The sequence below is a fragment of the Isoptericola sp. NPDC055063 genome, from assembly GCF_053608125.1.
This window is the reverse complement of the sequence record NZ_JBSGUW010000002.1, coordinates 281,794-306,308: the sequence shown is the minus strand read 5'-3', so window position 1 is coordinate 306,308 and position 24,515 is coordinate 281,794. Positions and strand designations below refer to the sequence as shown.

Genomic DNA, 24,515 nt, shown 5'->3' with positions numbered 1-24,515 from the left:
GATGGACGAGCAGACGCTGCGGGTGTTCCTGTCGCTGTGTGAGACGGAGAGCACCCGCGACACCGCGGCGCTGCTGCGGGTGGACCAGTCGACCGTGTCGCGCACGCTGTCGCGGCTGGAGGCGGGCCTCGGCGTCGAGCTGTTCCGCCGCCACGGCCGCCGCATCGCGCTCAACCGCGCGGGCCTCGGGTTCCGGACGGACGCCGCGCGGGTGCTCGACGAGATCGAGGTGGCCCGCCGGCACGTGCGGCAGGAGGCGCTCGGCGCGCGGACGGTGCGGCTCGGCTTCCTGCAGTCCGTGGCGCGCTGGCTGGTGCCGCGCGTGGTCGCCGACCTGCGCCGCGACGACCCGGAGCGGCGCTTCGAGCTGCGCCAGGGCTTCGCGCAGGACCTCTTCGGCTGGCTCGACGACGACGTCCTCGACCTCGCGCTCGTCACCCCGCCGCCGTCCACCCGGCCCACGGGCTGGCGCCTGCTGCACGAGCAGGTGCTGTGCGTCGCCGTCCCGCCCGGGCACCGCCTCGCGGGCCGCGCCGGGGTGGGCGTGGGCGACCTGCAGGGCGAGCGGTTCGTCGCGTTCTCCCGCACCACCGAGCTGCGGGGCGTCGTCGAGGGGATGCTCGGCGCGCACGACGTCGAGGTGGAGATCGCCTTCGAGTCCAGCGAGGTCGACACGATCCGCGGGCTGGTGGCGGCCGGGCTGGGCGTCGCCGTCCTGCCCCGCCCCGAGCGGCCCGACGCCGCCGACCCCGTCTACGTGCCCCTGCGCCCGCGCGCCACGCGCCGCCTCGGCGTGGCCTGGCCCGACCGGGCGCGCCCGCCCGCGGCGGCCGGGCTGATCTCCTGACCCCTCGCAGCACGACGCCGGGGTGGGACCGCCCCCCGGACGGTCCCACCCCGGCGCCGCTGCCGTCAGCCCCTCGTCAGGCGCAGGTGCCCGCGAACGTGGCTCGGGTGACGACGTCGGTGTCGGCGGCGGACGTGTCGAGCCACACGGCCCGCTGCCCGTCGCCCAGCGCCGGGGCGAGCTGCGCCCCGGTCGAGCAGGTCACGGCACCCCACGAGGCGGTGCCGGCGACGACGTCCGCCGTCGGCGCGACGAGCACCTTCGGCGCCGTCGACCAGGCGCCGAGCGCACCCCACAGGTCGTACGACGAGTACGCGAAGTACGAGTCGGTGACGGAGAACTGCGCCAGGTAGGTCGTCGACGCGGTCTTGATGCGGGCCGCCTTCGACAGGTCCGCCAGCGGCGCCGACGACAGCGACGTCGACGGGATGAGGAAGTGCTGGTCGTCGCTGTAGAACACGCGGTCCGACGTGAGCTGGATGTCCGAGACCAGCCCGAAGAGGAAGCCGGAGATGCGCTTCTTCTGCGTCTCGCCGGACGCGAGGTCGTGCACGTAGACCCACGTGCCGTCGTCGCCGGCCCACGCCACCCGGCCCTGTCGCATGGTCAGCGTGCTCGCGACCGTGCCCGCCTCGGGGGTGAGATTGGTCGTGGTGCCGTCCGCGGTGCGGACCATGACGTCCGTCTCGCCGTCGGGCGTGGTCGCCAGCCAGGCCAGGGTGCCCTCGTCGGTCACGGGCTCGGTCTCGTCGACGCCCGGCTCGTCCACGAGGCGCTTGATCGCGCCCTGGCCCTTGTCGCCGACGCCGTAGACGCCCACGCCGTCCGCGGTGATGCGGGTGAAGACCACCCGGCGCGAGTCGACGGACGGGTCGAGCAGGTACGCGCCGTCCTCGGCGACCTCGTGCCCGCTGGCGGGGTTCTTGTCGAACCGGCCCACGGTGAGCGAGAACTTGTTCGCGCCCTGGTCCCAGGCGATCGCGTCGCCGTGGCTGACGACGTACGTGTCGCCGGAGATCTGCGCGGCCTCCTGGTCGACGCCCGAGTAGAGCTCGTAGGCGGGGATCACCTGCGCCGCCAGGACGGTGCCGTCCTGGGTGCCGGCCTGCTGCTCCCACCCCTCGCTGATCCCGTGCGCGTCGAAGGCGGCGTCGATCGCGTCGAGCACGTCGCCGGGGACGTCGAGCGACTCGGCCGCGAGGGTGACGGCGTCGCGCATCGCCGTGAACCCGGAGAGCGGGGTCAGGTAGTTCTGCGCGGTGCGGTACACGATCTGGTCCGCGAGCTGCTGGTCGATCGCCTTGCGCAGGTCCCACAGGGCCCCGCCGACGATGGTCGAGTTGTAGTGCACGCCGCCGTTGTCGACGTCGAGCGTGATCATCTCGTAGTCGTCGATGGTGGTGCGCCCGTCGTTGAGGTCGCGCAGCGCGCAGTCCTCCAGCGTCCCCTCCCCGTTGCACAGGTACTCGCCCACGAGGCCCGACGTCGGGTCGTCCATCGCGACGCCCTTGTCGGCGGTCTCGATGGCGTTGCCGAAGTAGTCCGAGATCGCCTCGTTGAGCGCGCCCGACTGGTTGAGGTAGACGAGGCCGGCGGAGTGCTCGGTGACGCCGTGCGTCATCTCGTGCCCGACGACGTCGAGCCCCACGGACAGCGGCACGCCGTCCATGTGGCCGTAGACCATCTTGCTGCCGTCCCAGAACGCGTTGGCGTAGTCGCTGGTGCCGTTGCTCGACACGTTGACGACGGAGTACATCGAGCCGCCCTGGCCGTCCACGCCGTCGCGGCCGAGCTCGTCGGCGAGGAACTCGTACACCTTGCCGGCGTTGACGTGCGCGTCGACCGCGCCCGAGGTGGTCGCGGCGTCCGCGAACACGCCGGTCGCGGAGGAGACCAGCGGCACCGACTGCGGCACCGGGCCGCCCGACAGGTCGGTGTACTTCGCGCGCTGCGCGTCATAGGTGCGCAGCTGGCCGCCGGTGGCCTCGAACATCGACCGGCTGGAGTCGACGAGCGTCACCGTGCCGTCCGCCTCGCGGTTGGCCTGCAGCGTCACCGTGGAGCCGTCCATCCGGGTGCCGGTCGCCTCGACGGGGTCGGCGTCGCCGGCGTCCGCGGCGTCCACGTTGTTGTACGACAGCACGACGCCGCCCACGTGCGCGTCGACGTACACCTCCTGCCGCACCGGGCTGCCGTCGGGCAGCGCCCCGCGCACCGTGAAGTGCCAGGTGAGGGAGCCGCCCGAGGCGTCGGGCAGCACCACCAGGCCGCCGCGGTCCACCTGCGGCTCGACGACGCGGCGCAGGGTCGGGTCCAGGGACATGACGCGGCCCTGGGCGGTCGCCTCGCTCACCGTCGGCGTCGTCGACACCGTGAGGTCGGTGTACAGGGTGCCCGTCGCCGAGGTGACGTCCTGGGCGGGAGCCGCCGAGCGCGCCGTCGCGTTGCGCTGCGTCTGCACCGCGTACTGCGCCCCGAACACGGGGACGCCGTCGTGCCGCTGCTGGAGGCGCACCGCGGTCTGCGCGCCGTCGGTCGTGGTGCGGACCACCTGGAGGTCCGCCGCGGGGACGTCGTACACGTCCTCGTGGTCCGCCATGTAGGCCAGTGCCGCCTGTCGCGGCGTGCCCGCGCGAGGCGCGTCGTCCAAGCCCTGCGTGGTCGCGGGCGCCACCGCCGCCCCGGCCGTCGTACCCGGCGTCGGTGCCGGGGCCTCGTCGCCCCACGCGGGCGTGGCCAGCAGCACGGCGCTCGTCGTCGCCGTGGCGAGTCCTGCAGCAAGGATGCGTCGTCGTGTCGTCACCAGTGCTCTCCCGTCCCGTGCGCGAGGCGTGCGCTCGCGCTCGATGTCGAGAAGGCTCGCCGGGCCGGGCGCTCCGGGCAAGGACCTGAGCCGGGCGCAAAGGCGCCACGGCGCAAAGCCGCCGTCAGGAGGGCGGGACGGTGTCCAGCCAACCGGCGTCGGCGGCCCTCCAGCCCAGCTGGAACCGGGTGGTCGCGCCCACCGCGGACATCAGCGTCTGCAGCCGGCGCTGCACCGTGCGGTGCCCCATGCCCAGCCGGTGCGCGATCGCGGCGTCCGTCAGGCCGACGCGCAGCAGCGCGAGGATGCGCCGGTCCACGACGTCCGGGCGGGAGTCGGCCTCCTCCTCGCCGTCGTCCCGGGGGAGGCCGAGCGGCCAGCCGCCGCGGAACGACTGCTCGAACAGCGTGCTCAGGGCGGTGAGCAGCCCGCTGCGGTGCACCACCAGGGACACCGGCTCCTCCGTCTCGTCGCGCATCGGGTCGAGCGGGAGGAGCGCCACGTCGTCGTCCGCGAGGACGAGCTTGATCGGCACGTCCTCCGACACCCGGATGTGCTGGCCCAGCTCGACGAAGCCGCCGAGCGCACGCAGCGAGGCCGGCTCGTCGAGCCAGCGCACGTCCATCACGGTGCGGATGACGACCCCGCGCTCCATCGCACCGCGCTCGGCCTCGTCGAAGTTGTCCGCGAACGTGATGACCACGGTGCGGCTCGGCGCGGGCATCATCGTGCGGACCTGGTGCCGGGCCTCGTGCTGCATCGCCAGCAGCCGGCGGCGGATGGCCGCCTGCCCGACGACCACCTCGACCGGCCCGCCCCCGGTGCGCGACTGCGCGGCCCGGTGCCGGTCGGTCAGCTCGGCGACGGCCTCCTCGACCTCGCGGAGCGCGGCACGGCGGGCGTCCAGCAGGGGCGCGAGCGCCAGCGTCGGTGACGTCGCCCGGTAGCGGACCGCGTCCTCGTCCTGCTCGGCGACGGCGAGCCCCAGCGTGACCAAGCGTTCGAGGGTGGCCGCGACGGCCACCGGCAGCGGCGGCCCCGCCTCCGGCGGGAGCAGGTCGGCCACGGTGCTCCCGGGCTGGTCCACGAGCTGTCGGTACACGGCGTCCTGGCCTGCGTCGAAGCCGGTCAGCGCCGCGATCGGCGGGTCGGGGACCGGGCCCGGGTCGTCGGGGGCGTCACGCTCTGTCAGCATCGGCCAGAACGTACCGTGCGCACGTCACGGCGGTGTCTCGGACGGCTACGCTGCCCGGGCCCGACACCCCCGAACGAGAGGCCCGCGATGGCGTCCCCCCGGTCCGACCAGCTCCGCCGGCTCCAGCGCCGCACGCTGACCGTCGTCGTCGCCAGCCAGGTGCTGGGCGGCGCGGGGCTCGCGGCGGGCGTCACGGTGGGCGCGCTGCTCGCCCAGGAGATGCTGGGCGGCGAGGGCCTCGCCGGGCTGCCGACGGCCCTGTTCACCCTCGGGTCGGCGCTCGCGGCCTTCCTCGTCGGGCGGGTGACGCAGCGCGCCGGGCGGCGCGTCGGCCTCGGGCTGGGCTTCCTCGCGGGCGGCCTGGGCGCCGTCGGCGTGGTCACCGCGGCCGCGCTCGACGTCGTGCCGCTGCTCCTGGTGTCGCTGTTCGTCTACGGCGCGGGCACCTCCACGAACCTGCAGGCCCGGTACGCGGGCACCGACCTGGCCGCGCCGGACCGGCGGGCCACGGCGGCGAGCGTCGCGATGGTCTCGACGACGCTCGGCGCGGTCGCCGGCCCCAACCTCGTGGAGCCGCTCGGCGTCCTCGCGACGTCGTGGGGGCTCCCGGCCCTGGCCGGGCCGTTCCTGCTCGCGGCCGTCGCGTTCCTCGCCGCCGGGGCCACCCTGTTCGCGTTCCTGCGCCCCGACCCGTTCCTCGTCGCGCAGGAGCTGGCGCGGGAGGCCGCGCGGGCCGACGGTGCGCCCTCCGTCGCCGCGCTCGACGGCGTCCCGGCGGCGCGGAGGGTGCCCTCGGGGGTCGTCGTCGGCGCGACGGTGATGGTGCTGACGCAGGTCGCGATGGTCGCGATCATGACGATGACGCCCGTGCACATGCGCGGGCACGGCCACGACCTGGGCGACGTCGGCCTCGTCATCGGCATCCACGTCGCGGCGATGTTCCTGCCGTCCCTGGTGACCGGCGCCCTCGTGGACCGGGTGGGCCGGGTGCCGATGGCGGTGGCCGCCGGGGTGACGCTGCTGCTCGCGGGCGTGACGGGCGCGGCGGCGCCGGGCGACTCGATGGGCCTGCTGATCCTGGCGCTCGCGCTGCTCGGCCTCGGCTGGAACTTCGGCCTCATCGCGGGCACCGCGCTCATCGTCGACGCGACCACGCCCGCCACCCGCGCCCGCACGCAGGGCACGGTCGACGTGCTCATCGCCCTCGCGGGCGCGGGCGGCGGTGCGATGTCGGGCGTCGTGATGGCCGGGTCGAGCTACGCCACCCTCGCGCTCGGCGGCGGCGTGCTGTCGCTGCTGCTGATCCCGGTCCTGTTCCTCACCCGGCGGTCGACCGCCGGGTGACCCGGGCGGGGGATCCGCCCCGGGCGCCGCAGCGCCCGGGGCGTCCCGCCCGCTGTCCCGCCTACTGCCGGGGAGCCCGGACCGTGAGGCTCTTGGTCAGCTCGCTCGGCGCGTACCGGGTGTCGCCGTCGTACCGGACGACGACGTCGTGCTCGCCCGGCTCGACGCCGTCGGTCGGCACGTCCACGACGGCGCGGCCGTCGACGAGGTCGGCGAGGACCGACCGGCCGCCGAGGTCGACCGTCACGGACCCGGTCGCCTTCGGCGTGGACCCGCGGTCCTCGGCCGCCCCGACCCGCACCTCGACGCGGGCGTCGGTGCCGCCCACGACGGACGCCGGGCGCAGCTGCACCTGCACGGCGCTCGCCGCGTCCCCGTCCGGCGAGAGCTTCCGGAACCGGATGTCGCGGTACTTGACCGCATCGGAGCTGCCGTGGTTCTGGATCCCGACGAAGCTGTTCAGGAGCCGCGCCGGGTCCTTGCTCGTGAAGTCGTTGACGAGCCGGTCGTTGAGGTACACGCGGATGCGGTCGCCCTCGACGCGGAGGTCGTAGGCGTTCCACTTCCCGACGGGCTGGAGCGCCTCCTTGACGGCCGCCGGGTCGGCGCCCTGGAAGGTGTAGACCGCGCCGGTGGTGCGGTCCGGGGCGTCGGTCGCGTCGATCTGGAGCTCGTAGCCCTTGTCGACGGCCACCCACGGGTCGTCGCCCGGGTCGGGGAACCCGACGAACACGCCGCCGTTCTCGTCCTTCGAGAGCTTCCAGTCGAGCCGGAGGCTGTAGTCCTCGCCGAGCTCCTCCTGGTACCAGAGCAGGCCCATCCCGCCGGACGCCTTGATCGAGCAGTCGTCCTGCCGGCCGAAGCCGCCCGGCCCGGCCATGCGCCAGCCGTCCTGGAGGCTCTGGAGGGTGCCGTCGAAGAGCGCGGTGTACCCGGCCTCGACCTCGCCCGGCTCGCAGACGTCCAGGTTGTCCTTGCCGACGGAAAGCACGTCCATGTTGATGTTGCCCTCGTCACCGGTCTCGTACACGAGCTTGATGGTGTTGGCGCCGGCCCGGAGGTCGAGGTCGCGCGTCTGCACGCCCCAGTCCTTCCAGCTCCCCGTGGTCGGGAACGTCCACTGGCCCAGGTCCTCGCCGTTGACGTACAGCGAGACCCGCTTCGAGCGCAGGTCCGGGTACGGGTGCGTGCCGTTGGCGTAGCGCACGTTGACCGGGTAGGTGCCCGCCTCGGGGACCGTGACGGAGAACGTGCGGCCCGAGCCGGTGGACGTCATGCCGGCCGCGAAGCCGGAGCCCGACCAGTTGCTGTGGTCGGTCGCGATGCTCGACCCGCCGAGCGGCTGCGCCAGCTCCGCCTCGTACCAGCCGCGGTCGGCCGGGGCGACGTAGCCCGGCAGCGAGTTCAGCGTGTACCAGGCCTCGGTGCTCAGCAGCTCGGCGCCGCTCGCCGAGGTGAACGGGCGCGGCGAGCGGATGTGGACCACGTGGCCGGGCAGCAGACCGTCGATCTTCAGCGTGACGGTCTTGCGGTCGTCGGACACGGTCGCCTCGTCGACGAAGAGGGGCTCCTCGTCGATGTTCGGGCCGCCGTACTGCTGCGTCGGGATGTAGCGCCACTGCCGGATCTTGTAGGCGTCGGCCAGCTTCGCGACGACGTCGTCGGACACGGGGTCGGTGTACTCGATCTCGAAGCCGCCCTCGATGACGCGCATCTCCTTCATGTCGAAGGAGTCCTCGTTCACGGGGACCAGCTTCTGCAGGCCGTACCGCAGCTTGCCGGTCTCGCCCCAGTTGCCGCCCTCGCCGGTGCCGCCGGCGTAGATCGCGCCGTCGGGGCCGTAGATGGCGCGGTTCACGCCGACCTCGAGGCCCGCGGTGTGGCGGAAGACCGCCCCCTGGAACTCGCCGTCGACCTTCTCCAGGAAGGCGCGCTGGATGCCGCCGTACGTGACGTCGCCGACGAGCATCTGCCCGGCGAACTCGCCCTCCTTGACGAGGAACGGGTTGCTGGGGGAGTTGGAGATCTCGTTCTGCGGCAGCCACACCGCCGGCGGGGACACCGGCTGCGAGTCGAACGGGCCGGCCGGGTTCGTGTAGTGGTTGTAGAAGTGGTCCTTCTGGATGTGGATCAGCTTGTTCGCGGGGAGCCAGGAGCCCTGGTTGTCGGTCGCGAAGATCGCGCCCTCGGGCCCGAAGCCGATGCCGTTCGGGGTGCGCAGGCCGCCCGCCACGTACGTGACCTCGCCCGTCTTGCGGTCGATCTTGATCGACGTGCCGCGGTTGGTCCCGGGCTGCGGGTTGGTGGTCGCGCCGCCGTTGTTGATGGCGACGGAGAGGTTGACGTAGAAGTAGTTCTCGTCGTGGATCAGGCCGAACGCGAACTCGTGGAAGTTGCCGCCGTCGGACCACTCCGCGATCTTCGTGTGCTTGTCGTAGAAGCCGTCGCCGTCGGGGTCGGTGAGCTGCGTGAGCTGGTAGCGCTCGGAGACGAAGATCGAGTCGTCGATCACCTCGATGCCCATCGGGTTGAGCAGCTCGTCCGCGACGAGCGTCGCCGTGACGTCCTCCGGGCCCTTCGCGTCGACGACGCCGTCGAGGAAGTACACCTCGCCGGACGTCGGGTCGGGCTCCCAGCCTCCGGAGCTGACCTCGCCCGTGGTCACGACGGCCAGCTTCTCGTCGGGCGTGAACGACAGGCCCGAGACCTTGGGCTCGAAGCCCTCCGGGCGCAGGTTGACCAGCTCGTAGTTCGGGTTGACGGTGTCGAGCCGCAGCCCGTCGCCGGCCGTGTCGGTGGCGCCCTCGCAGTACTTGAAGCCGGGCGCGGTCACGCGCACGACGCCGGCCTCGGTGCTGAGGGCCGACGTCGGGATCACCTCGAAGGCCGTGCTGCCCGGCGTCTTCCACTCGAGGGTGAGGCGCTGCTTGTTGCTGCCCTCGTAGTAGTCGACCCGCAGGTCGTGCGTGCCCGCGGTGAGCGTGGCGGTCCCCTCGACGGAGGTGGAGTCGTTCGGCCCGTCGTTCTCGAGGACGAGCTGCCCGTCGATGGAGACGAGGGCGCCGTCGTCGTTGGTGACGCGGAACTGGTACTGGCCGTCCGCGGGGACGTGCAGGGTGGCGAGGGCCTGGGAGATGAAGTTGTCCTCCGCGCCGAACTGCTCGGCGGTGGACCAGTCGATCGTCGGCATGAGCTTGTCGACGTTCGGCGTCTGGCCCGACTTGAGGGTGCAGACCGCCCCGGGGTCCTGCGCGAGCTGGAAGGTCCGCAGCGTGACGCCGGGTTCCTGCTCCGGGAGCTCTGCCGCGGCGGGTGCGGCCCACCCCGCGGCGACGAGAGCGCCGAGGGTGAGGGCGGCCGCGCCGCGTCGGTGCCTGAGCCGGCGGGTCACCGGCAGGCTGGTGCGTTCGAGCATCGTTGCTCTCCTTGGTCAGCCGATCATCGGGTCGGCGAAGCTCACGTTGTCGTCCCCGCCGCTGAGCAGTAGACGACGCTGCCATCCTTCTGGGGGTTTGTCTACAACTTTTGCCTAGTGTCTGGCATAAGGAGGATGGGGTCCGCTCTCGGCGTCCGTGCGCGACGTCGGGGCGGCGGGGGTGGGCCTAGCCGGCGAGCGAGCCGACCAGCGTGCCGGCGAGGCCCTGGACGGCCCCCGGCACCGCGCGGTAGTACGCCCAGCGCCCGCGCTGCTCGCGCTCGAGGAAGCCCGCCTCGACGAGGATCTTGAGGTGGTGGCTGACCGTCGGCTGCGAGAGACCGACCGGCTCGGTGAGGTCGCAGACGCACGCCTCGTGACCGTCGTGCGCGGCGACGATGGCCACGAGCTGCAGCCGGGTGGGGTCGGCCAGGGCCTTCAGCTGCCGGGCCAGGTCGCGGGCAGTCCCGGGGTCGACCACGTCGCCCGTGGCCGGGGCGCAGCAGCCGGCCGCGGGCGCGGGGGCGGGCGGGTCCGCCAGCGGGAGCTCGATCGTCGACATGGCCCCATCCTCCCACATATTGACAACCGTCGATGGGTGCATCACGATCGACCTATCGACAGCCGTCGATGGGTGAGGACGCAGAGAGGCAGGAGCGGTGATGAGCGAGATCGTGCGGGGCGAGCTGCCGGTGGTGGTGATCGGTGCCGGGCCGGTGGGACTGGCCGCGGCGGCGCACCTCCTGGAGCGCGGGCTGGAACCGCTGGTGCTGGAGGCCGGGGAGCGCGCGGGCGCCGCGGTCGCGTCATGGGGGCACGTGCGGCTGTTCTCGCCCTGGCGGTACGACGTCGACGCCGCCGCCCGCCGCCTGCTCGAGCCGGCGGGGTGGACGTCGCCCGACCCCGACGCCCTGCCGACCGGCCGGGAGCTCGTCGAGGGCTATCTCGCCCCGCTGGCCGCGACGCCGGAGATCGCGTCCCGGCTGCGCACCGGCACGCGCGTGCTCGCCGTCGCGCGGGACGGCGCGGACAAGACGCGCTCGCTCGGGCGGGAGCACCGCGGCTACCGCGTGCGCACGGTGGGCGCCGACGGGCGCGTCGTCGACGTGCTCGCCCGCGCCGTGGTCGACGCGTCGGGCACGTTCGCGACGTCGAACCCGCTCGGCGTCAGCGGCCTGCCCGCGGCCGGCGAGGCCGACGCCGCGCCGTTCGTCACCGGGCCGCTGCCCGACGTCCTGGGCGCCGACCGCGACCGCTTCGCGGGGCGGCACACGCTCGTCGTGGGGATGGGCCACTCGGCGGCGAACACGCTGCTGAGCCTGGTGGAGCTGGCCGAGTCCACGCCGGGCACCACCATCACCTGGGCGATCCGCGGCGGGTCCGCGCGGCGCCTGTTCGGCGGCGGCACCGACGACGAGCTGCCCGCCCGCGGGCTCCTCGGCACCCGGCTGCACGAGGCCGTCGACGCCGGACGGCTGCGGCTGCTGACCCGCGTCTCGATCGAGCGGCTCGTCCCCGGCACCGGGTCGGACGCCGCGTCGGTCCAGGTGGTCGGCACCGCCAAGGACGAGCCCCTGGACCTCGACGTGCACGCGATCGTCAACGCCACCGGCTTCCGCCCCGACCTCGACATGCTGCGGGAGGTGCGCCTCGACCTCGATCCCGTCGTCGAGGCCCCGAGCGCGCTCGCGCCGCTCATCGACCCCAACCAGCACTCCTGCGGCACGGTGCCCCCGCACGGCGAGGCGGTGCTGTCCCACCCCGACGACGGCTTCTACCTGGTGGGCATGAAGTCCTACGGCCGCGCGCCCACGTTCCTCCTGGCCACCGGGTACGAGCAGGTGCGGTCCGTCGCCGCGGCGCTCGCGGGCGACCGGGCTGCGGCCGACGCCGTCGAGCTGGACCTGCCCGCCACCGGAGTGTGCTCCAGCGACCTGGCCCTGGCGGCCGACGGCGAGTCGTCGGCCGGGTCCTGCTGCGGCACGGCGCCGGCCGAGCCGCAGCTCGTCACGCTCGGCGTGGGCGCGCCGGCCGGCGTCGGGTTCGCGTCCGGCGTCGCGCACGGCCGCTCCGGCGACGGCGAGAGCTGATCTCACCGGCCTTCCGCTGGGTCGAAGGGTGTCGGGGCGGTCAGTGGCCGACGGGGTCGACGCCGAGGGACGCGAGCAGCTCGCGCACCCGGCGGCGGATCTCGTCGCGGATGGGCCGGACGGCGTCGATGCCCTGGCCGGCGGGGTCGTCGAGCTCCCAGTCCTCGTAGCGCTTGCCCGGGAAGATCGGGCACGCGTCGCCGCAGCCCATGGTGATCACGACGTCGGAGGCCTGGACGGCGTCGGTGGTGAGGACCTTCGGCTGCTCGGCGGTGAGGTCGATCGCGACCTCGCGCATCGCCTCGACGGCGACGGGGTTGATCCGGTCGGCGGGCATCGAGCCGGCCGACCGGACCTCGACGGCACCGCCCGAGAGGGCGCGCAGGAAGCCCGCGGCCATCTGGGAACGACCGGCGTTGTGCACGCAGACGAACAGGACGGACGGCCGGGAGGCGTCGTCGGGGCGGGTGGGCATGCTCATATATTGATCGACGTCGATGCGCGGTGGCAAGGCTCAGGACTCCGGCTCCACCGGGCCGTCCGTGCCGGCGGCCAGCTCGCCGCAGCTGGTCTCCTGCGCCGTGACGACCACCGGCTCGTCGGGGCCGGCGTCGGTCGCCACGGTGGACTCCTCGCCGTTGGCGGCGGTGAGGGCGTCGTCGTCCAGGTCGACGAACGTGCGCGTCACGGTGAACGACCTGCCGTCGGCGGACGTCGCGTCGAGCCCCGCGAGGTGCAGCGCCCCGTCGACCTCGGTGCAGCCCACGCCGGTGCCGTGGCCGGTGAAGCCCTTGTCGAACGTGTAGGCGCCCCCGGTGAGGTTCTGCGTCGCGGCGAGGTCGCAGTCCGCCGCGGAGAACAGCAGCACCTCGCGGCCCGTGTCGACCAGGGCGATCGGGGCGGTGCCGTCGCCCGCCGCGACGACGTTGACGACGGCGGACGCGCGCTGCGGGCTCGCCGAGTCGACGGCGACGGAGAACGTGGCCCCGGACGCGGTGGTGATGCCGAAGCGACGGTCGGTCCCGCCGGTCAGCCAGGCGGTGTCCGCCTCGCCGTCGCCGTCCACGTCCACCGCCTCGTGGGTGTCCGCGCCGTCCGGCGTGCCGTCGTCGGTGGCAGGGCAGCCCGCGGCGCCCGTGGGCTCGGACGCCGCGTCCGAGGAGCCCGTCTCGTCGGGCGTGGGGTCGCCGGCGGACGTCGTCGTCGCGCTCGGCGACGCGGCGGGCGCGCCGCCGCCATCGCCCCGCACGACCAGCCAGGCGACGACGGCGACCACCACGACCGCCACGAGGACGACCACCCGCCATGTCCACGGGTGGCGGGCGGGGGCGGTGGGCTCGTGGGAGGTGCTCATCCTCCCCAGGCAACCATCGTCAGGCGGGGTCGTGCACCCCGTGCAGGCGGGCGTGCAGGGCGCGGACCTCGTCGGCCAGCTCGGGGGCGGGCCCGCGGGTCGGGACGCCGGGCGCGACGTCGCCCACCGGCAGCGCCGCGACCGGCCCGGCCGCCACACCCCACTCCTGCAGCCACGCGGTGAGCTGGGCGGTGCCGGCGGCGTAGACGATCGGGCCGAGACCCACCCACGCGTGCGCCGCGCTGCACATGGGGCAGTGCTCGCCCGAGGTGTACACGGTGGCCTCGCGGCGCTCCTGCGGCGTGAGGTGCTCGGCCGCCCAGCGGGCGATCTCGAGCTCGGGGTGCCGGGTCTGGTCGCCGCCCTTGACGCGGTTGCGGTCCTCGAACCGCACGACGCCGCGCGCGTCGACGAGCAGCGAGCCGAACGGCTCGTCGCCGTCGTCCAGCGCCTCGCGCGCGAGGGCCACGCACCGGCGCAGGTACGGCAGGTCGGCATCGGCCACGGGCTCAGTTTGGTATCCCATATCGACATCTTCTCGCATCGCCCCCGCCGGGCGCGACGGGGAGGCCCCGCCTATCGTCCGACGCAGGACCGACCGAAGGAACCCGGATGAGCCAGGACGAGAGCGTGCCGAGCCTCGACGCCGACCTCGCGGTGATCGGCTTCGGCAAGGGCGGCAAGACGCTCGCCGCGACGATGGCGCGCCGCGGCAGCCGCGTCGTGATGATCGAGCAGTCCGCGCAGATGTACGGCGGCACGTGCATCAACATCGGCTGCGTGCCCACCAAGGCGCTGGTGCACGAGGCGCAGACGCCGGACGCGTCGCTCGACGACGACGCACGGTACGCGCGGGCCGTCGGGCGCACCGCCGACCTCACGTCGCTCCTGCGCGGCAAGAACTTCGCCATGCTCGACGCCCTCGACACCGTGACGGTCGTGACCGGCCGGGCGAGGTTCACGGACCCGCACACCCTCGAGGTGCGGGCCGGCGACGACACGCTGCGCGTCACCGCCGCCACGATCGTCGTCAACACGGGCGCCGACCCCGCGCTCCCGCCGGTGCCCGGCCTGCGCGAGAGCGCCCACGTGGTGACCAGCACCCAGCTGTTGGCGCGCGAGCGGCGGCCGGAGCAGCTCGTCGTCCTCGGCGGCGGGTACGTCGCCGTCGAGTTCGCGTCGATGCACGCCGCCTTCGGGGCCCGCGTCACGCTGCTCGCCCGCGGGCCGCGCCTGCTCCGGGGCGAGGACGCGGACGTGGCCGCGGAGGCGACGGCCATCCTCGCCGCGTCCGGCGTCGAGGTGCTCACGGAAGCCGCGGTGACGGCGGTGCACGACGACGGGGCCGAGGCCGTGGTCGCCTACCGGGACGCCGCGGGGCCGGACGACGAGGTCCGCGGCGACGTCGTGCTCGCCGCGCTGGGCCGGACCCCGCACACCGCCGACCTGGACCTGGACGCCGCGGGCGTCGCCACCGACGCGCGCGGCGCGATCGTCGTCGACGAGCACCTGCGCACCAGCCGGCCGCACGTCTTCGCCGTCGGGGACGTCAACGGCGGCCCGCAGTTCACGTACGTCTCCCTGGACGACTACCGGATCGTGCTCGACCAGCTCGTCGGGGACGGCGTGCGCTCCAGGGCGGACCGGCGCGCGATCGCCTCGGCCGTGTTCATGACCCCGCCGCTGGCGCGGGCCGGCATGACCGAGGCCGAGGCCCGCGCGTCCGGCCGGCGGCTGCGCGTCGCCACCCGCCGGGTGGCCGACATGGCCACGGTGCCGCGGGCGCGGATCGTGCGCGACACCCGGGGGCTGATGAAGGCCGTCGTGGACGCGGACACGGACGAGGTGCTCGGCGTGACCATGCTGAGCCACGACGCGCACGAGACGATCAACACGGTCGCGCTCGCGATGCGGCTCGGTGCCACCGCCTCCCAGCTGCGCGACGAGATCTACACCCATCCGTCGATGACGGAGGCGCTCAACGACCTCTTCGGCGCGCTGCCGCCGGCCTGACGGTCACGACCGCCGGCGGAGCGCGGGGTCGTCCTCGTGCGCCTCCAGCGCGGCGATGAGCGTGCGTGCGTCGTGCGGGCCGCGGTGCCGGGTGCCGTCCAGGAAGAACGTCGGCGTGCCCCGCGCGCCGGACGCGACCGCGCTCGCCTCGTCCGCGCGGACGCGGGCGTGCAGCTCCTCGTCGACCATGTCGGCGTCGAACCGCTCGAGGTCGAGGCCCAGCTCCGCGGCGTGCTCGCGCAGGTCGTCGGGCTCCAGGCGCGACTGGTGCGCGAACAGCCGGTCGTGCATCTCCCAGAAGCGTCCCTGCCGCTCGGCGGCTTCCGCCGCGACGGCGGCGAGGTAGGCGTGCGGGTGCACGTCCTCCAGCGGCAGGTGCCGCACGACGTACCGCACCCGGTCGCCGAAGTGCGCGCGCAGCTCGGCGCCCATGCCGGTGGCGCGGGCGCAGAAGGGGCACTCGAAGTCGAGGTACTCGACCACGGTGTGCGCGGCGTCGGCCTCGCCCTTCGCGTGGTCGCGCTCGGGGTCGACGTCCGGGGTGAGGGTGACGGGCAGGTCGGCGCTCGCCTCGCCGTAGCGGACGCGCGCGACGGTGAAGATCGCCCACCCGAGCAGCGTGGACAGCACCATCGCGATGAGGATGCCGACCGTCGCGGCCTGCCCGGCGGGCGTGCCGTCGAACGCGAGGTCCACCACCAGCAGCGACACGGTGAAGCCGATGCCGGACAGGGCCGCGCCGCCCAGCACGCTGCCCGGGCCCACGCCGTCGGGCAGCGTGCCGAGCCGGGCACGGATCGCGCCCCAGGTGCCGAGCCCGATGCCCACCAGCTTGCCCACGACCAGGCCCGCCACCACGCCCCACGTGATCACGGAGCCGAGCGCCGTGCCCAGGGCGCCGCCGCGCAGGTCGATCCCCGCGTTGGCGAGGGCGAACAGCGGCACGACGACGAGGGAGACGGGGCCGCGGAGCACGTCGTGCAGGCGGTGGTTGACGGAGATCGACCGGGCCAGCCCGACGCGGGCGCTGCGCGCCACGCTGGCGCTGGGCGACTGCCAGTAGTCGCGGAACAGGCTCTTGGCCACCAGCACGTCGTCGCGCCGTGTCGCGACCGCGGGCACGAGCAGGCCCGCGAGCATGCCCGCGATGGACGGGTGCACGCCCGCCTGCACGGTCGCGCCCCACAGCACCACGACGACCAGCACGTAGGGCGAGCTGCGCCACTGCCGCATCCGGCCCAGCAGCCACAGGGCGCCGAGGCTGAGGACGGCGACCAGCAGCGGGACGAGGCGCACGTCCTCGGAGTAGACGACGCCGATGATCCCGACGGCGAGGAAGTCGTCGACGACGGAGAGGGTGAGCAGGAAGACGCGCAGCTGGCTCGACATCGCCGGCCCGACGAGCGCGAGCGCCCCCAGCAGGAACGCCGTGTCGGTGCCGACGACGACGCCCCAGCCGTGCGGGTCGGCCCCGCCGGCGACGGCGAGGAAGATCAGGGCGGGCACGATCACGCCGAGCGTCCCCGCCACGAGGGGGACGAGGCGCTGGCTGCGCTGGCGCAGCGCCCCGACGGCGAGCTCCTGGCGCACCTCGAGCCCGACGACGAAGAAGAACAGCACCATGAGGCCGTCGTTGACCCAGTGGTGCAGGTCGAGGTCGAAGCGCAGGTCGCCGACGTCGACGTTGATCGGCAGCGCCCACAGCGCCTCGTACGCGCCGGACAGGGGCGAGTTCGCCCAGGCCAGCGCCAGCAGGGTCACGCCCACCAGCAGCAGCGCCGCGCCCGACTCGGTGCGCAGCCGCTCGGCCAGCGCGCGTACCGCCATGGGTGTCTCCCGTCCGTGCTGGGTGCGGGTCCGCGAGGAGCGTACGTCGCTCCGGGCCCGCCGGCCGCTGGGGGAACATCCGCGTCGGGCGTGGGTGTTCCCGGGGTGGGGACGAGTGGTGCAGGGAGCGGAACCGGGAATGTTCGGACCGCCCCGCGGGTTGTGGACGACGGCAGTTGAGAATCGTTCTCATCCCGACCAGCACGAGGAGCAGCCCGGATGGCATCCCGCACGGACCTGCGCCCGATCATCACCCTCCGCTCGACGGCGGGGACGGGCTTCGCGTACGTGACCCGCAAGAACCGGCGCAACGACCCCGACCGCGTCGTGCTGCGCAAGTACGACCCCGTGGTCCGCCGCCACGTCGACTTCAGGGAGGCACGCTGATGAAGAGCACCATCCACCCCGCCTACGGACCCGTCGTCTTCCGCGACACCAGCGCCGGCACCGCGTTCCTCACGCGCTCGACGCTCGCCGGTGACGCCGCCTCCGGCCCCGGGCGTCCCGCCCGCACGATCGAGTGGGAGGACGGCGGCACCTACCCCGTCGTCGACGTCGAGATCTCGAGCGCAAGCCACCCGTTCTGGACGGGCGCCGCGCGCGTGGTCGACACCGCCGGCCGCGTGGAGAAGTTCCGCCGCCGCTACGGCGCGCGCTGAGGCGCTCGGCCGGCCGCGCGACCGACCGCACCACCCGACAGGGCCCGCGACACGCGAGTGTCGCGGGCCCTTCGTCGTGTCCGGGTCTGGTCACCCGGCGACGGCGCTGATATGTTTCACCTATTAGATATACCTAAACGAGGAAGTGGGAGTGCATGGACCTCGCAGGCTCACCGATGCTGGACGACGACGTCCTCGAGGAGGTGACGGCCCGCGTCGCCGCGGCGTTCGACGACCGCACGAGCGTCGTCTTCGCCGACGCGATGCGACGGACGCTCGACGACGCGGTGCTGCTCGAGCGGGACGGCACCGGGTTCGTCCTCACCGGGGACATCCCCGCGATGTGGCTCCGGGACTCGGCGGCCCAGATGCGCCCCTACCTCGCGCTGCTCGGCGTGGACCCCCGGCTCGGCGAACTCGTCGCCGCCCTGGTCCGCCGGCAGAGCCAGCAGATCCTCCAGGACCCGTACGCCAACGCGTTCAACCGCGGCCCCGACGGCGCCGGCCACCAGGCCGACGACACCGACATGGGCCCGGAGGTCTGGGAGCGCAAGTACGAGGTCGACTCGCTGGCCTTCCCGCTCCAGCTCGCGCACCAGCTGTGGCGGGCCACCGGCCGCACCGACCACCTCGACGGCGCGTTCCGCGACGCCGCGGTGCTGGTGATCGCGACCCTGCGGACCGAGCAGGACCACGACGCCCGCTCGACATACCGGTTCCAGCGGTTCGACGGCGCCCCCACCGACACGCTCACCCACGACGGCCACGGGTCGCCGGTCGGCGTCACCGGGATGACGTGGAGCGCGTTCCGGCCCAGCGACGACGCGTGCGTCCACCACTACAACGTGCCCGGGAACCTGTTCGCGGCCGCGTCGCTGCGCGACCTCGCCGAGCTCGCCCGCGGACCCCTCGCGGACGCAGGCCTCGCGGCCGACGCCGACGCGCTCGCGGCCGAGCTCGACGACGCCACCCGGCGGCACGGCGTCGTGGACCACCCGGTGCACGGGCCCGTGCTCGCCTACGAGGTGGACGGCCTGGGGCAGCACCTGCTGATGGACGACGCGAACATGCCGAGCCTGCTCTCGCTGCCGCTCACCGGCGGCGTCGCCCTCGACGACCCGCTGTACGTCGCGACGCGGGCCTTCGTCCTCAGCGACGACAACCCGACCTACACCCGCGGCGCGACCGGCGACGGCCTGGCCAGCCCGCACACCCCCGACCGCTACGTGTGGCCCCTCGCGGCCGCCGTCCGCGGGCTCACGTCGACCGACCCCGCGGAGAAGCGGGCGGTCGTCGCGGACCTGCTCGCCGTGAACGCGGAGCGCGGGCGGATGTGCGAGTCGTACCACGTGGACCACCCCGAGCAGTTCACGCGGGAGTGGTTCAGCTGGGCGGACTCGATGTTCTGCGAGCTCGTGCTCGACGTCGTCGGGTACCACGTCCCCGGGGCTCCCGGGGCGGAATTGTCCAGGCACGCCGCATAGGCGGACGTGCGGATCGGCGAAGGAGGCGATCTGAACCATGACGGTGACGACGGCGGCAACGGCGCCGCCGGGCAACGAGGAGGCGTCCGCGCCCCCGCCCCGGGCATCCCGAGGACCCTCGCGGCAGTGGCGGATCCAGGAGCGGTGGGGGTGGCTGTTCGTCGCCCTGCCCATGCTCCTGTTCGCCGTCTTCGTGCTCGTCCCGGCGGGCATGGCGCTCGTCATGAGCTTCACGAGCTACTCGGTCATCGGCGACTCGCAGTGGCTCGGGCTCGACAACTACCGGCGGCTGTTCCTCGACCCGTACTTCGCGATCGCGCTGCGCAACACCGCCTACTACACGGTGCTGTTCGTGCCCCTCGGCATCGTCGTCGCGCTCGCGACCGCGCTGCTGCTCAACCGGAACGTGCGGGTCGCGTCCCTGTTCCGCACGTTCTTCTACGTCCCGGTGGTGTCGTCGACGGTCGCGACCGCGACGATCTGGCTGTGGCTGCTCAATCCGCAGTTCGGCATGGTCAACGTCGCGCTCGGCTGGTTCGGCATCGACGGTCCGGCCTGGCTGTACGACTCGAGCTGGGCGATGCCGGCCATCGTCATCATGAGCGTCTGGGCCGGGTTCGGCACCAACATGATGATCTACCTGGGCGGGCTGCAGGGCATCCCGCCGCAGCTCTACGAGGCGGCCCGCATCGACGGCGCCGGCTGGTGGCAGCAGCTGCGGTACATCGTCGTGCCGAGCCTGTCGCGCACCACGTTCCTGGTCTCGACGCTGCTGGTCATCGGCGCGTTCCAGGTGTTCGACCAGGCCTACGTGCTCACCAAGGGCGGGCCGGGCAACTCGACGATCACGCTCGTCTACTACATCTACACGCAGGGCTTCGGGAACCTCGAGATGGGGTACGCGTCCGCGATCTCCTTCGTGCTGTTCCTCATCATCGCCGTCTTCGCGGTGATCAACGCCCGCGTCACGGGGAAGGACAACACGTGAGCGCGCAGACCGCACCGACCCTGCCCGTCGCGACGCACACCACGCGCCGGACCCCCGCGCAGCGCGTGGGCGCCGTCGCCTGGTGGATCGCCGTCGTCGTGGTGGCGATCCTGACCGTCTTCCCGCTGTTCTGGACCCTGGTCACGTCGCTCAAGCCGGCCGGCGACATCCTGTCGGGCGCGCTGGACCTGATCCCCCGGACCGTGACCCTCGAGAACTACGAGCGCGTGGTCACGGAGGTGCCGTTCGGGCGGTACTTCCTCAACTCGATGATCCTCGCCGTCGGCGGCGTGGTGCTGAACCTGTTCTTCGGCGCCCTCGCCGGCTACGCCTTCGCCAAGCTGAAGTTCCGCGGCCGCCGGGCGCTGTTCGTCACGCTGCTCGGGTCCCTCATGGTGCCCGGCATCGTGACGATGGTGCCGTCGTTCCTGGTGCTGCGCGCCATCCCCTTCGCCGGCGGCAACAACGCCCTCGGCCAGGGCGGCGTCGGCCTCCTCAACACGTACTGGGCGATCATCCTGCCCGGCGCGGCGGGGGCGTTCGCGGTGTTCTTCATGCGGCAGTTCTTCTCGTCGATCCCCGACGAGCTGGGCGAGGCCGCGCGGATCGACGGCGCGTCGGAGTTCCGGATCTTCGCCCAGGTGTACCTCCCGCTGGCGAAGGCGGGCGCCGCCGTCCTCGCGATCCTCACCTTCCAGGCCGGGTGGAACGCCTTCATGTGGCCGCTCATCGTGCTCAACGTCCAGGAGATGTGGACGGTCCAGGTGGGGCTGGCGTCGTTCGTCACCGACTACGCCACCGACTACGGCCCGCTCATGGCCGGCACCGTGCTCACCAGCCTGCCCGTGCTGCTCCTGTTCGTCTTCGCCCAGCGCTACATCATCGAGGGGGTCTCCCATGTCAACGCTCGTTAGCCGCCGCGCCGTGCTGCGGGCGCTCGGCCTGGGCGCCGGCACCGTCGCCCTGTCCTCGTGCGCCGCCCCGAACCGGCCGCGGTACACGGCCGACGGCGCCCGCCGCCTCACCATGTGGGGCAGCTGGTCCGGGGACCAGGCCACGCAGATCCAGACCCAGCTCGACGCGTTCAACGCGGCCCAGGGGGACTACGTCTTCCACTACGTGCCGCAGGGTGCGCTCGAGGAGAAGATGCTCACCGGCATCGCGTCGGGGAACGTGCCCGACCTCGTGCTGTGGGACCGGTGGCAGACCGCCAAGTACGGGCGCCGCGGCGCCCTGCAGCAGATCGACGCGTGGGCCGCGCGCGACGGCGTCGACCTCGGCGACTTCTACGCCGAGGCCGTGCGCGAGATGAGCGTGGGGGACAAGGCGTTCGGCCTGCCGCTGATCGTCGACACCCGCGCGATCTTCTACAACAAGACGCACCTGGACGAGGCCGGCATCGAGCCGCCGACGACGTGGGCCGAGCTGGCCGACGCCGCGGAGGCCCTCACGGTCCGCGAGGGCGGGAAGCTGAAGCGCGCCGGGTTCGAGATCCAGGACGTGGGCCTGTTCTCCATGTGGCTGGGCCAGGCCGGCGGGCGGCTGCTTGACCCGACCGAGCGCTACACGGCGTTCGACTCCCCGGAGGGGCTCGAGGTCCTGGACTTCTGGGACGACCTGCTGCACGAGCGCCGCGTCTACGAGCTCGGCTTCTCCGACGGCATCGACGCCTTCGCGCAGGGCGTCGTGTCCATGAAGTACGACGGCCCGTGGAACTTCCCGACGTGGGACGCCGTCGAGGGGCTCGAGTACGGCGTCGTGCCCGCCGTCGTCGGCCCGCGGGGCGACACCGGCGCGTCCATGGGCGGCTTCGGGCTCGTGGTGCCCACCGACGCGCCCTGCCCCGAGGGCGCGTGGGAGCTCATGAAGTGGTGGGCCGCGGACCAGGAGAACAGCCTGGCTTTCTCGAAGATCAGCAAGAACATCCCGGCGAACGTCGAAGCGTCGAGGCGCGCGGTGGACGCGGTGGACGACCGGTTCCGCCCGATGGTCGAGACCATCGAGGTGGCGAAGGTCCGTCCGCCCGTCCCCGGCTACTCGGACGTCGAGACGCTCGCCCTCATCCCCGCCCTGCAGCAGGTGATGTCCGGCGACCTGGGCGGCGCCGCCGCCCTCGCCGACGCCGCCGCGCAGGGCGACCGCATCCTGGAGGCCAACCGATGACGACGACCACCACCGGCGACACGGCGGTGCAGACGTGGGCGCGGCGCGCCGACGTCGCCCAGCACAGCGTGGACCTGCTCTACGGGGCGGCGCCGCCGCAGCTGCTGCACAACGCGCACCCCGAGCCCGCCGACGACACGTTCAACTACTGGTGGCTCGCGCACGTGATCGACTGCCGGCTCGACGCGTACGCCCGCACGGGCGACGACGCCTGGCTGGACGCCGCGCGGGCGACGGCAGCGAACATCCGCGAGCGCAACGGCGGCAGCCTGTTCAACGACTACTTCGACGACATGCTCTGGTACGCCCTGGCCCTGCTCCGGCTGGCCGAGGCGACGCCCGACGACGCCGAGCGTGCCGCCGTCGAGGCGGACGTGCTGGCCCTGTGGGAGCACGTCGTGGCGCTCGGGTGGAACGACACCCACGGCCCGTCGCTGTCGTGGCGCAAGCAGCAGCCGGACTACAAGAACACCCCCGCCAACGGCCCGCTGGCGATCCTCGGCGCGCGGCTGGCGCGGCGCACGGGCGACGGACGCTACCTGGACCGCGCCCTGGCGACGGTCGCGTGGCTCGAGGAGCACCTGGTGGGGCCGGACGGCTTCGTCGAGGACGGGCTCGGGCGCGAGGGCGGCACGGACGTCGACACGCACTGGCGCTTCACCTACAACCAGGGCTTGTACATCGGCGCCTGCACCGAGCTGTACAAGTCCACGGGGGACGCAGCGTGGCTCGACAGGGCGGAGCGGACGGCGCTCACGTCGGTGCGCGAGCTCGCCACCGGCGGGGTGTTCCGCCGGGAGGGGGAGCTGGTCGACGACGACGTGCCCGACACGGCGGGCGGCGACGTCGGCCTGTTCAAGGGGATCTGGTACCGCTACGCGGTGGTGCTGCTCGAGGAGCGTGACGTCCCCGCGGTCGACGACCTGATCGCGTCGAGCGTCGACGCGCTGTGGGCGCACGGCACGGTGCCCGTGGACGCCGTCGCGGCCGCCGACGGGGCGCCGACGGCGGCGGTCGAGGCCCTGCACGAGGCGGGCGTCGTGCTCCGACCCGGCGACGACTGGGCGCGCCCGGCGCCGTCCCAGGTCGGCTACTCCACCCTGCTGAGCGCCGTCATGGCGCTGGAGATGCGCGCCCGGCGTGCCTGACCGGCTACGAGCCCGCCGGGCGGGGGGCGTCGGCGGTGGACCCGCCCGGCATGATCCGCACGGGCACCGTGTCCTGCGAGACGTCCCCCCGCTCGGCGAGCTGCCGCTCGACCAGCTCGAACGCGCGCGCGCCGATGGCGGCCTGGTCCTGCTCCACGTGCGTGAACGGGATCGCGGCGTCCACGTACTCCGGCGGGGCGTCGAAGCAGATCACGGACAGGTCGTCCGGCACCGTCCGGCCGAGGCGCTGGGCGGCCTGCAGGACCAGGCGCGCCGAGTGGTACTCGGTCACGACGCACCCGGTGAGGTCGGGGCTCGCCGCCAGGAACGCGGCGAGGCCGTCGACGTCGTCCTCGGGCGTGACCGACGAGCCCGGCACCACCGACCGGACGCCGGAGTACACCTGGGACTCCTCCAGGCGGACCTGGTGCGCGGCGTGCGCGGCCACCACCCCGCGCCGCCGCTCGTCGAGGGTCGACACCGCGTTGGGGGACTGGACGAGGGCGATCCGCGTGTGGCCGAGCCCGAACAGGTACTCGGCCGCCAGCCGGCCCCCGGCGACGTTGTCCGAGGTCACGGTGCTCACCGGCACCCCGGTGAGGGTGCGGTCGACGATGACGATGGGGAAGCCGCGGCCGACGAGCGTCGCCACGCTCTGCGGGATGGCCTGGGACGACGTCGGCAGCAGGACGAGCCCGTCGATGCCGCGGTCCAGCTGCTCCTGGATGAGGCGCTCCTCCAGGTCCGAGTCTCCCCGCGACATCGCCACCACGACGTGCGCGCGCTCGCTGGACGCGTCGAGGAGCCCGCCGAGCAGGTGCGAGCCGAAGGCGTCGTCGAACCCCGGCACGATGTAGCCGACCAGCGGCAGGTGGTCGGCGGCGGCCTCGGGCGTGCCGTCCGCCGGTGTCGTGGAGACGACGATCGTGCCGATGCGCGGCCGCCGGGTCACGAAGCCCTCGTCCCGCAGGATGTCGAGCGCCCGCTTGATGGTGATCGCGCTGACCGAGAACTCCTCGACGAGCTCGGCCTGCGTCGGGAGGCGGTCGCCCACGCTGAGCTCGCCGCCGAGGATGCGGGCGCGCAGCGCGTCGTGCACCTGGGCGTACAGCGCCTCGGTCAAGCCAGCTCCCGTCGTCGCGCGGCATGAACAGCCGAATCAATATGATCCCTGATCCTGGACCA

Annotated in this window: 20 protein-coding genes; 11 read left to right on the top strand and 9 right to left on the bottom strand. The window is 73.5% G+C overall.

All coding sequences use genetic code 11. The features are described from left to right. Position 1: 1 nt before the first annotated feature. Positions 2 to 847, top strand: a complete 846-nt coding sequence (locus ACWF41_RS03320) for a LysR substrate-binding domain-containing protein (protein WP_380324625.1) — start codon at positions 2 to 4, stop codon at positions 845 to 847. 76 nt (positions 848 to 923) lie between these two features. Here the strand turns inward: ACWF41_RS03320 and ACWF41_RS03315 are convergent, their stop codons facing one another. Next, positions 924 to 3,650, bottom strand: a complete 2,727-nt coding sequence (locus ACWF41_RS03315; RefSeq protein ID WP_380326499.1) for a M4 family metallopeptidase — start codon at positions 3,648 to 3,650, stop codon at positions 924 to 926. Positions 3,651 to 3,774: 124 nt separating this feature from the next. Beyond that, the gene (locus ACWF41_RS03310) at positions 3,775 to 4,845 is read right to left on the bottom strand and encodes a hypothetical protein (RefSeq protein ID WP_380326496.1); all 1,071 of its coding nucleotides are present in this window, start codon (positions 4,843 to 4,845) and stop codon (positions 3,775 to 3,777) included. An 87-nt stretch (positions 4,846 to 4,932) separates the two neighbouring features. On the opposite strand from ACWF41_RS03310, the gene ACWF41_RS03305 reads away from it, so the two are divergent. Beyond that, entirely contained in the window at positions 4,933 to 6,189 is a 1,257-nt protein-coding gene (locus tag ACWF41_RS03305; RefSeq protein ID WP_380326493.1) for an MFS transporter, read from the top strand. Between the two features lie 61 nt (positions 6,190 to 6,250). On the opposite strand, the gene ACWF41_RS03300 is transcribed toward ACWF41_RS03305, so the two are convergent. Continuing rightward, complete coding sequence (locus tag ACWF41_RS03300) at positions 6,251 to 9,604, bottom strand: family 16 glycoside hydrolase (RefSeq protein ID WP_380315599.1); 3,354 nt, start codon at positions 9,602 to 9,604, stop codon at positions 6,251 to 6,253. A gap of 187 nt (positions 9,605 to 9,791) precedes the next feature. Continuing rightward, the gene (locus tag ACWF41_RS03295; RefSeq protein WP_380315596.1) at positions 9,792 to 10,166 is read right to left on the bottom strand and encodes an ArsR/SmtB family transcription factor; all 375 of its coding nucleotides are present in this window, start codon (positions 10,164 to 10,166) and stop codon (positions 9,792 to 9,794) included. A 100-nt stretch (positions 10,167 to 10,266) separates the two neighbouring features. Between ACWF41_RS03295 and ACWF41_RS03290 the strand changes: the two genes are divergently transcribed. Next, positions 10,267 to 11,694: an FAD-dependent oxidoreductase gene (locus ACWF41_RS03290; RefSeq protein WP_380315593.1), complete on the top strand. Its 1,428-nt coding sequence runs from the start codon at positions 10,267 to 10,269 to the stop codon at positions 11,692 to 11,694. 40 nt (positions 11,695 to 11,734) lie between these two features. Here ACWF41_RS03290 and ACWF41_RS03285 read toward each other — a convergent pair whose 3' ends face one another. From ACWF41_RS03285 to ACWF41_RS03275, 3 genes are read right to left on the bottom strand one after another with little or no spacing between them, the layout of a single operon-like run. Then, positions 11,735 to 12,175, bottom strand: a complete 441-nt coding sequence (locus ACWF41_RS03285; RefSeq protein ID WP_380315590.1) for an arsenate reductase ArsC — start codon at positions 12,173 to 12,175, stop codon at positions 11,735 to 11,737. A gap of 33 nt (positions 12,176 to 12,208) precedes the next feature. Beyond that, positions 12,209 to 13,048, bottom strand: coding sequence for a hypothetical protein (locus ACWF41_RS03280; RefSeq protein ID WP_380315587.1), 840 nt, complete (start codon positions 13,046 to 13,048; stop codon positions 12,209 to 12,211). A gap of 19 nt (positions 13,049 to 13,067) precedes the next feature. Next, positions 13,068 to 13,574 carry a nucleoside deaminase gene (locus tag ACWF41_RS03275; protein ID WP_380315584.1) on the bottom strand — a complete coding sequence of 169 codons (507 nt, stop codon included), beginning with the start codon at positions 13,572 to 13,574 and terminating at the stop codon, positions 13,068 to 13,070. An 86-nt stretch (positions 13,575 to 13,660) separates the two neighbouring features. On the opposite strand from ACWF41_RS03275, the gene ACWF41_RS03270 reads away from it, so the two are divergent. After that, complete coding sequence (locus ACWF41_RS03270; RefSeq protein ID WP_380315581.1) at positions 13,661 to 15,061, top strand: FAD-dependent oxidoreductase; 1,401 nt, start codon at positions 13,661 to 13,663, stop codon at positions 15,059 to 15,061. A gap of 3 nt (positions 15,062 to 15,064) precedes the next feature. On the opposite strand, the gene nhaA is transcribed toward ACWF41_RS03270, so the two are convergent. Continuing rightward, the gene (nhaA, locus tag ACWF41_RS03265) at positions 15,065 to 16,888 is read right to left on the bottom strand and encodes a Na+/H+ antiporter NhaA (protein WP_380315578.1); all 1,824 of its coding nucleotides are present in this window, start codon (positions 16,886 to 16,888) and stop codon (positions 15,065 to 15,067) included. Between the two features lie 219 nt (positions 16,889 to 17,107). Here nhaA and rpmG point away from each other — a divergent pair, with 219 nt between their 5' ends. From rpmG to ACWF41_RS03230, 7 genes are all read left to right on the top strand, one after another. Continuing rightward, complete coding sequence (gene rpmG / locus ACWF41_RS03260) at positions 17,108 to 17,275, top strand: 50S ribosomal protein L33 (protein WP_380315575.1); 168 nt, start codon at positions 17,108 to 17,110, stop codon at positions 17,273 to 17,275. Continuing rightward, positions 17,275 to 17,547, top strand: a complete 273-nt coding sequence (locus ACWF41_RS03255; protein WP_380315572.1) for a type B 50S ribosomal protein L31 — start codon at positions 17,275 to 17,277, stop codon at positions 17,545 to 17,547. The genes rpmG and ACWF41_RS03255 overlap by 1 nt, the downstream gene beginning before the upstream one ends. Before the next feature lie 155 nt (positions 17,548 to 17,702). Further along, positions 17,703 to 19,031 carry a glycoside hydrolase family 125 protein gene (locus ACWF41_RS03250; protein WP_380315569.1) on the top strand — a complete coding sequence of 443 codons (1,329 nt, stop codon included), beginning with the start codon at positions 17,703 to 17,705 and terminating at the stop codon, positions 19,029 to 19,031. A gap of 37 nt (positions 19,032 to 19,068) precedes the next feature. After that, positions 19,069 to 20,019: a carbohydrate ABC transporter permease gene (locus ACWF41_RS03245; RefSeq protein WP_380315566.1), complete on the top strand. Its 951-nt coding sequence runs from the start codon at positions 19,069 to 19,071 to the stop codon at positions 20,017 to 20,019. Beyond that, a complete protein-coding gene (locus ACWF41_RS03240; RefSeq protein ID WP_380315563.1) occupies positions 20,016 to 20,933 on the top strand; it encodes a carbohydrate ABC transporter permease in 918 nt (305 codons plus the stop codon). Before ACWF41_RS03245 ends, ACWF41_RS03240 begins: the two co-directional genes overlap by 4 nt. Then, positions 20,917 to 22,182, top strand: a complete 1,266-nt coding sequence (locus tag ACWF41_RS03235) for an ABC transporter substrate-binding protein (RefSeq protein WP_380315560.1) — start codon at positions 20,917 to 20,919, stop codon at positions 22,180 to 22,182. Before ACWF41_RS03240 ends, ACWF41_RS03235 begins: the two co-directional genes overlap by 17 nt. Further along, positions 22,179 to 23,330, top strand: coding sequence for a glycoside hydrolase family 76 protein (locus ACWF41_RS03230; RefSeq protein ID WP_380315557.1), 1,152 nt, complete (start codon positions 22,179 to 22,181; stop codon positions 23,328 to 23,330). Before ACWF41_RS03235 ends, ACWF41_RS03230 begins: the two co-directional genes overlap by 4 nt. Positions 23,331 to 23,334: 4 nt before the next feature. On the opposite strand, the gene ACWF41_RS03225 is transcribed toward ACWF41_RS03230, so the two are convergent. Then, positions 23,335 to 24,453, bottom strand: coding sequence for a GntR family transcriptional regulator (locus ACWF41_RS03225; RefSeq protein ID WP_380315554.1), 1,119 nt, complete (start codon positions 24,451 to 24,453; stop codon positions 23,335 to 23,337). Positions 24,454 to 24,515 lie beyond the last annotated feature (62 nt).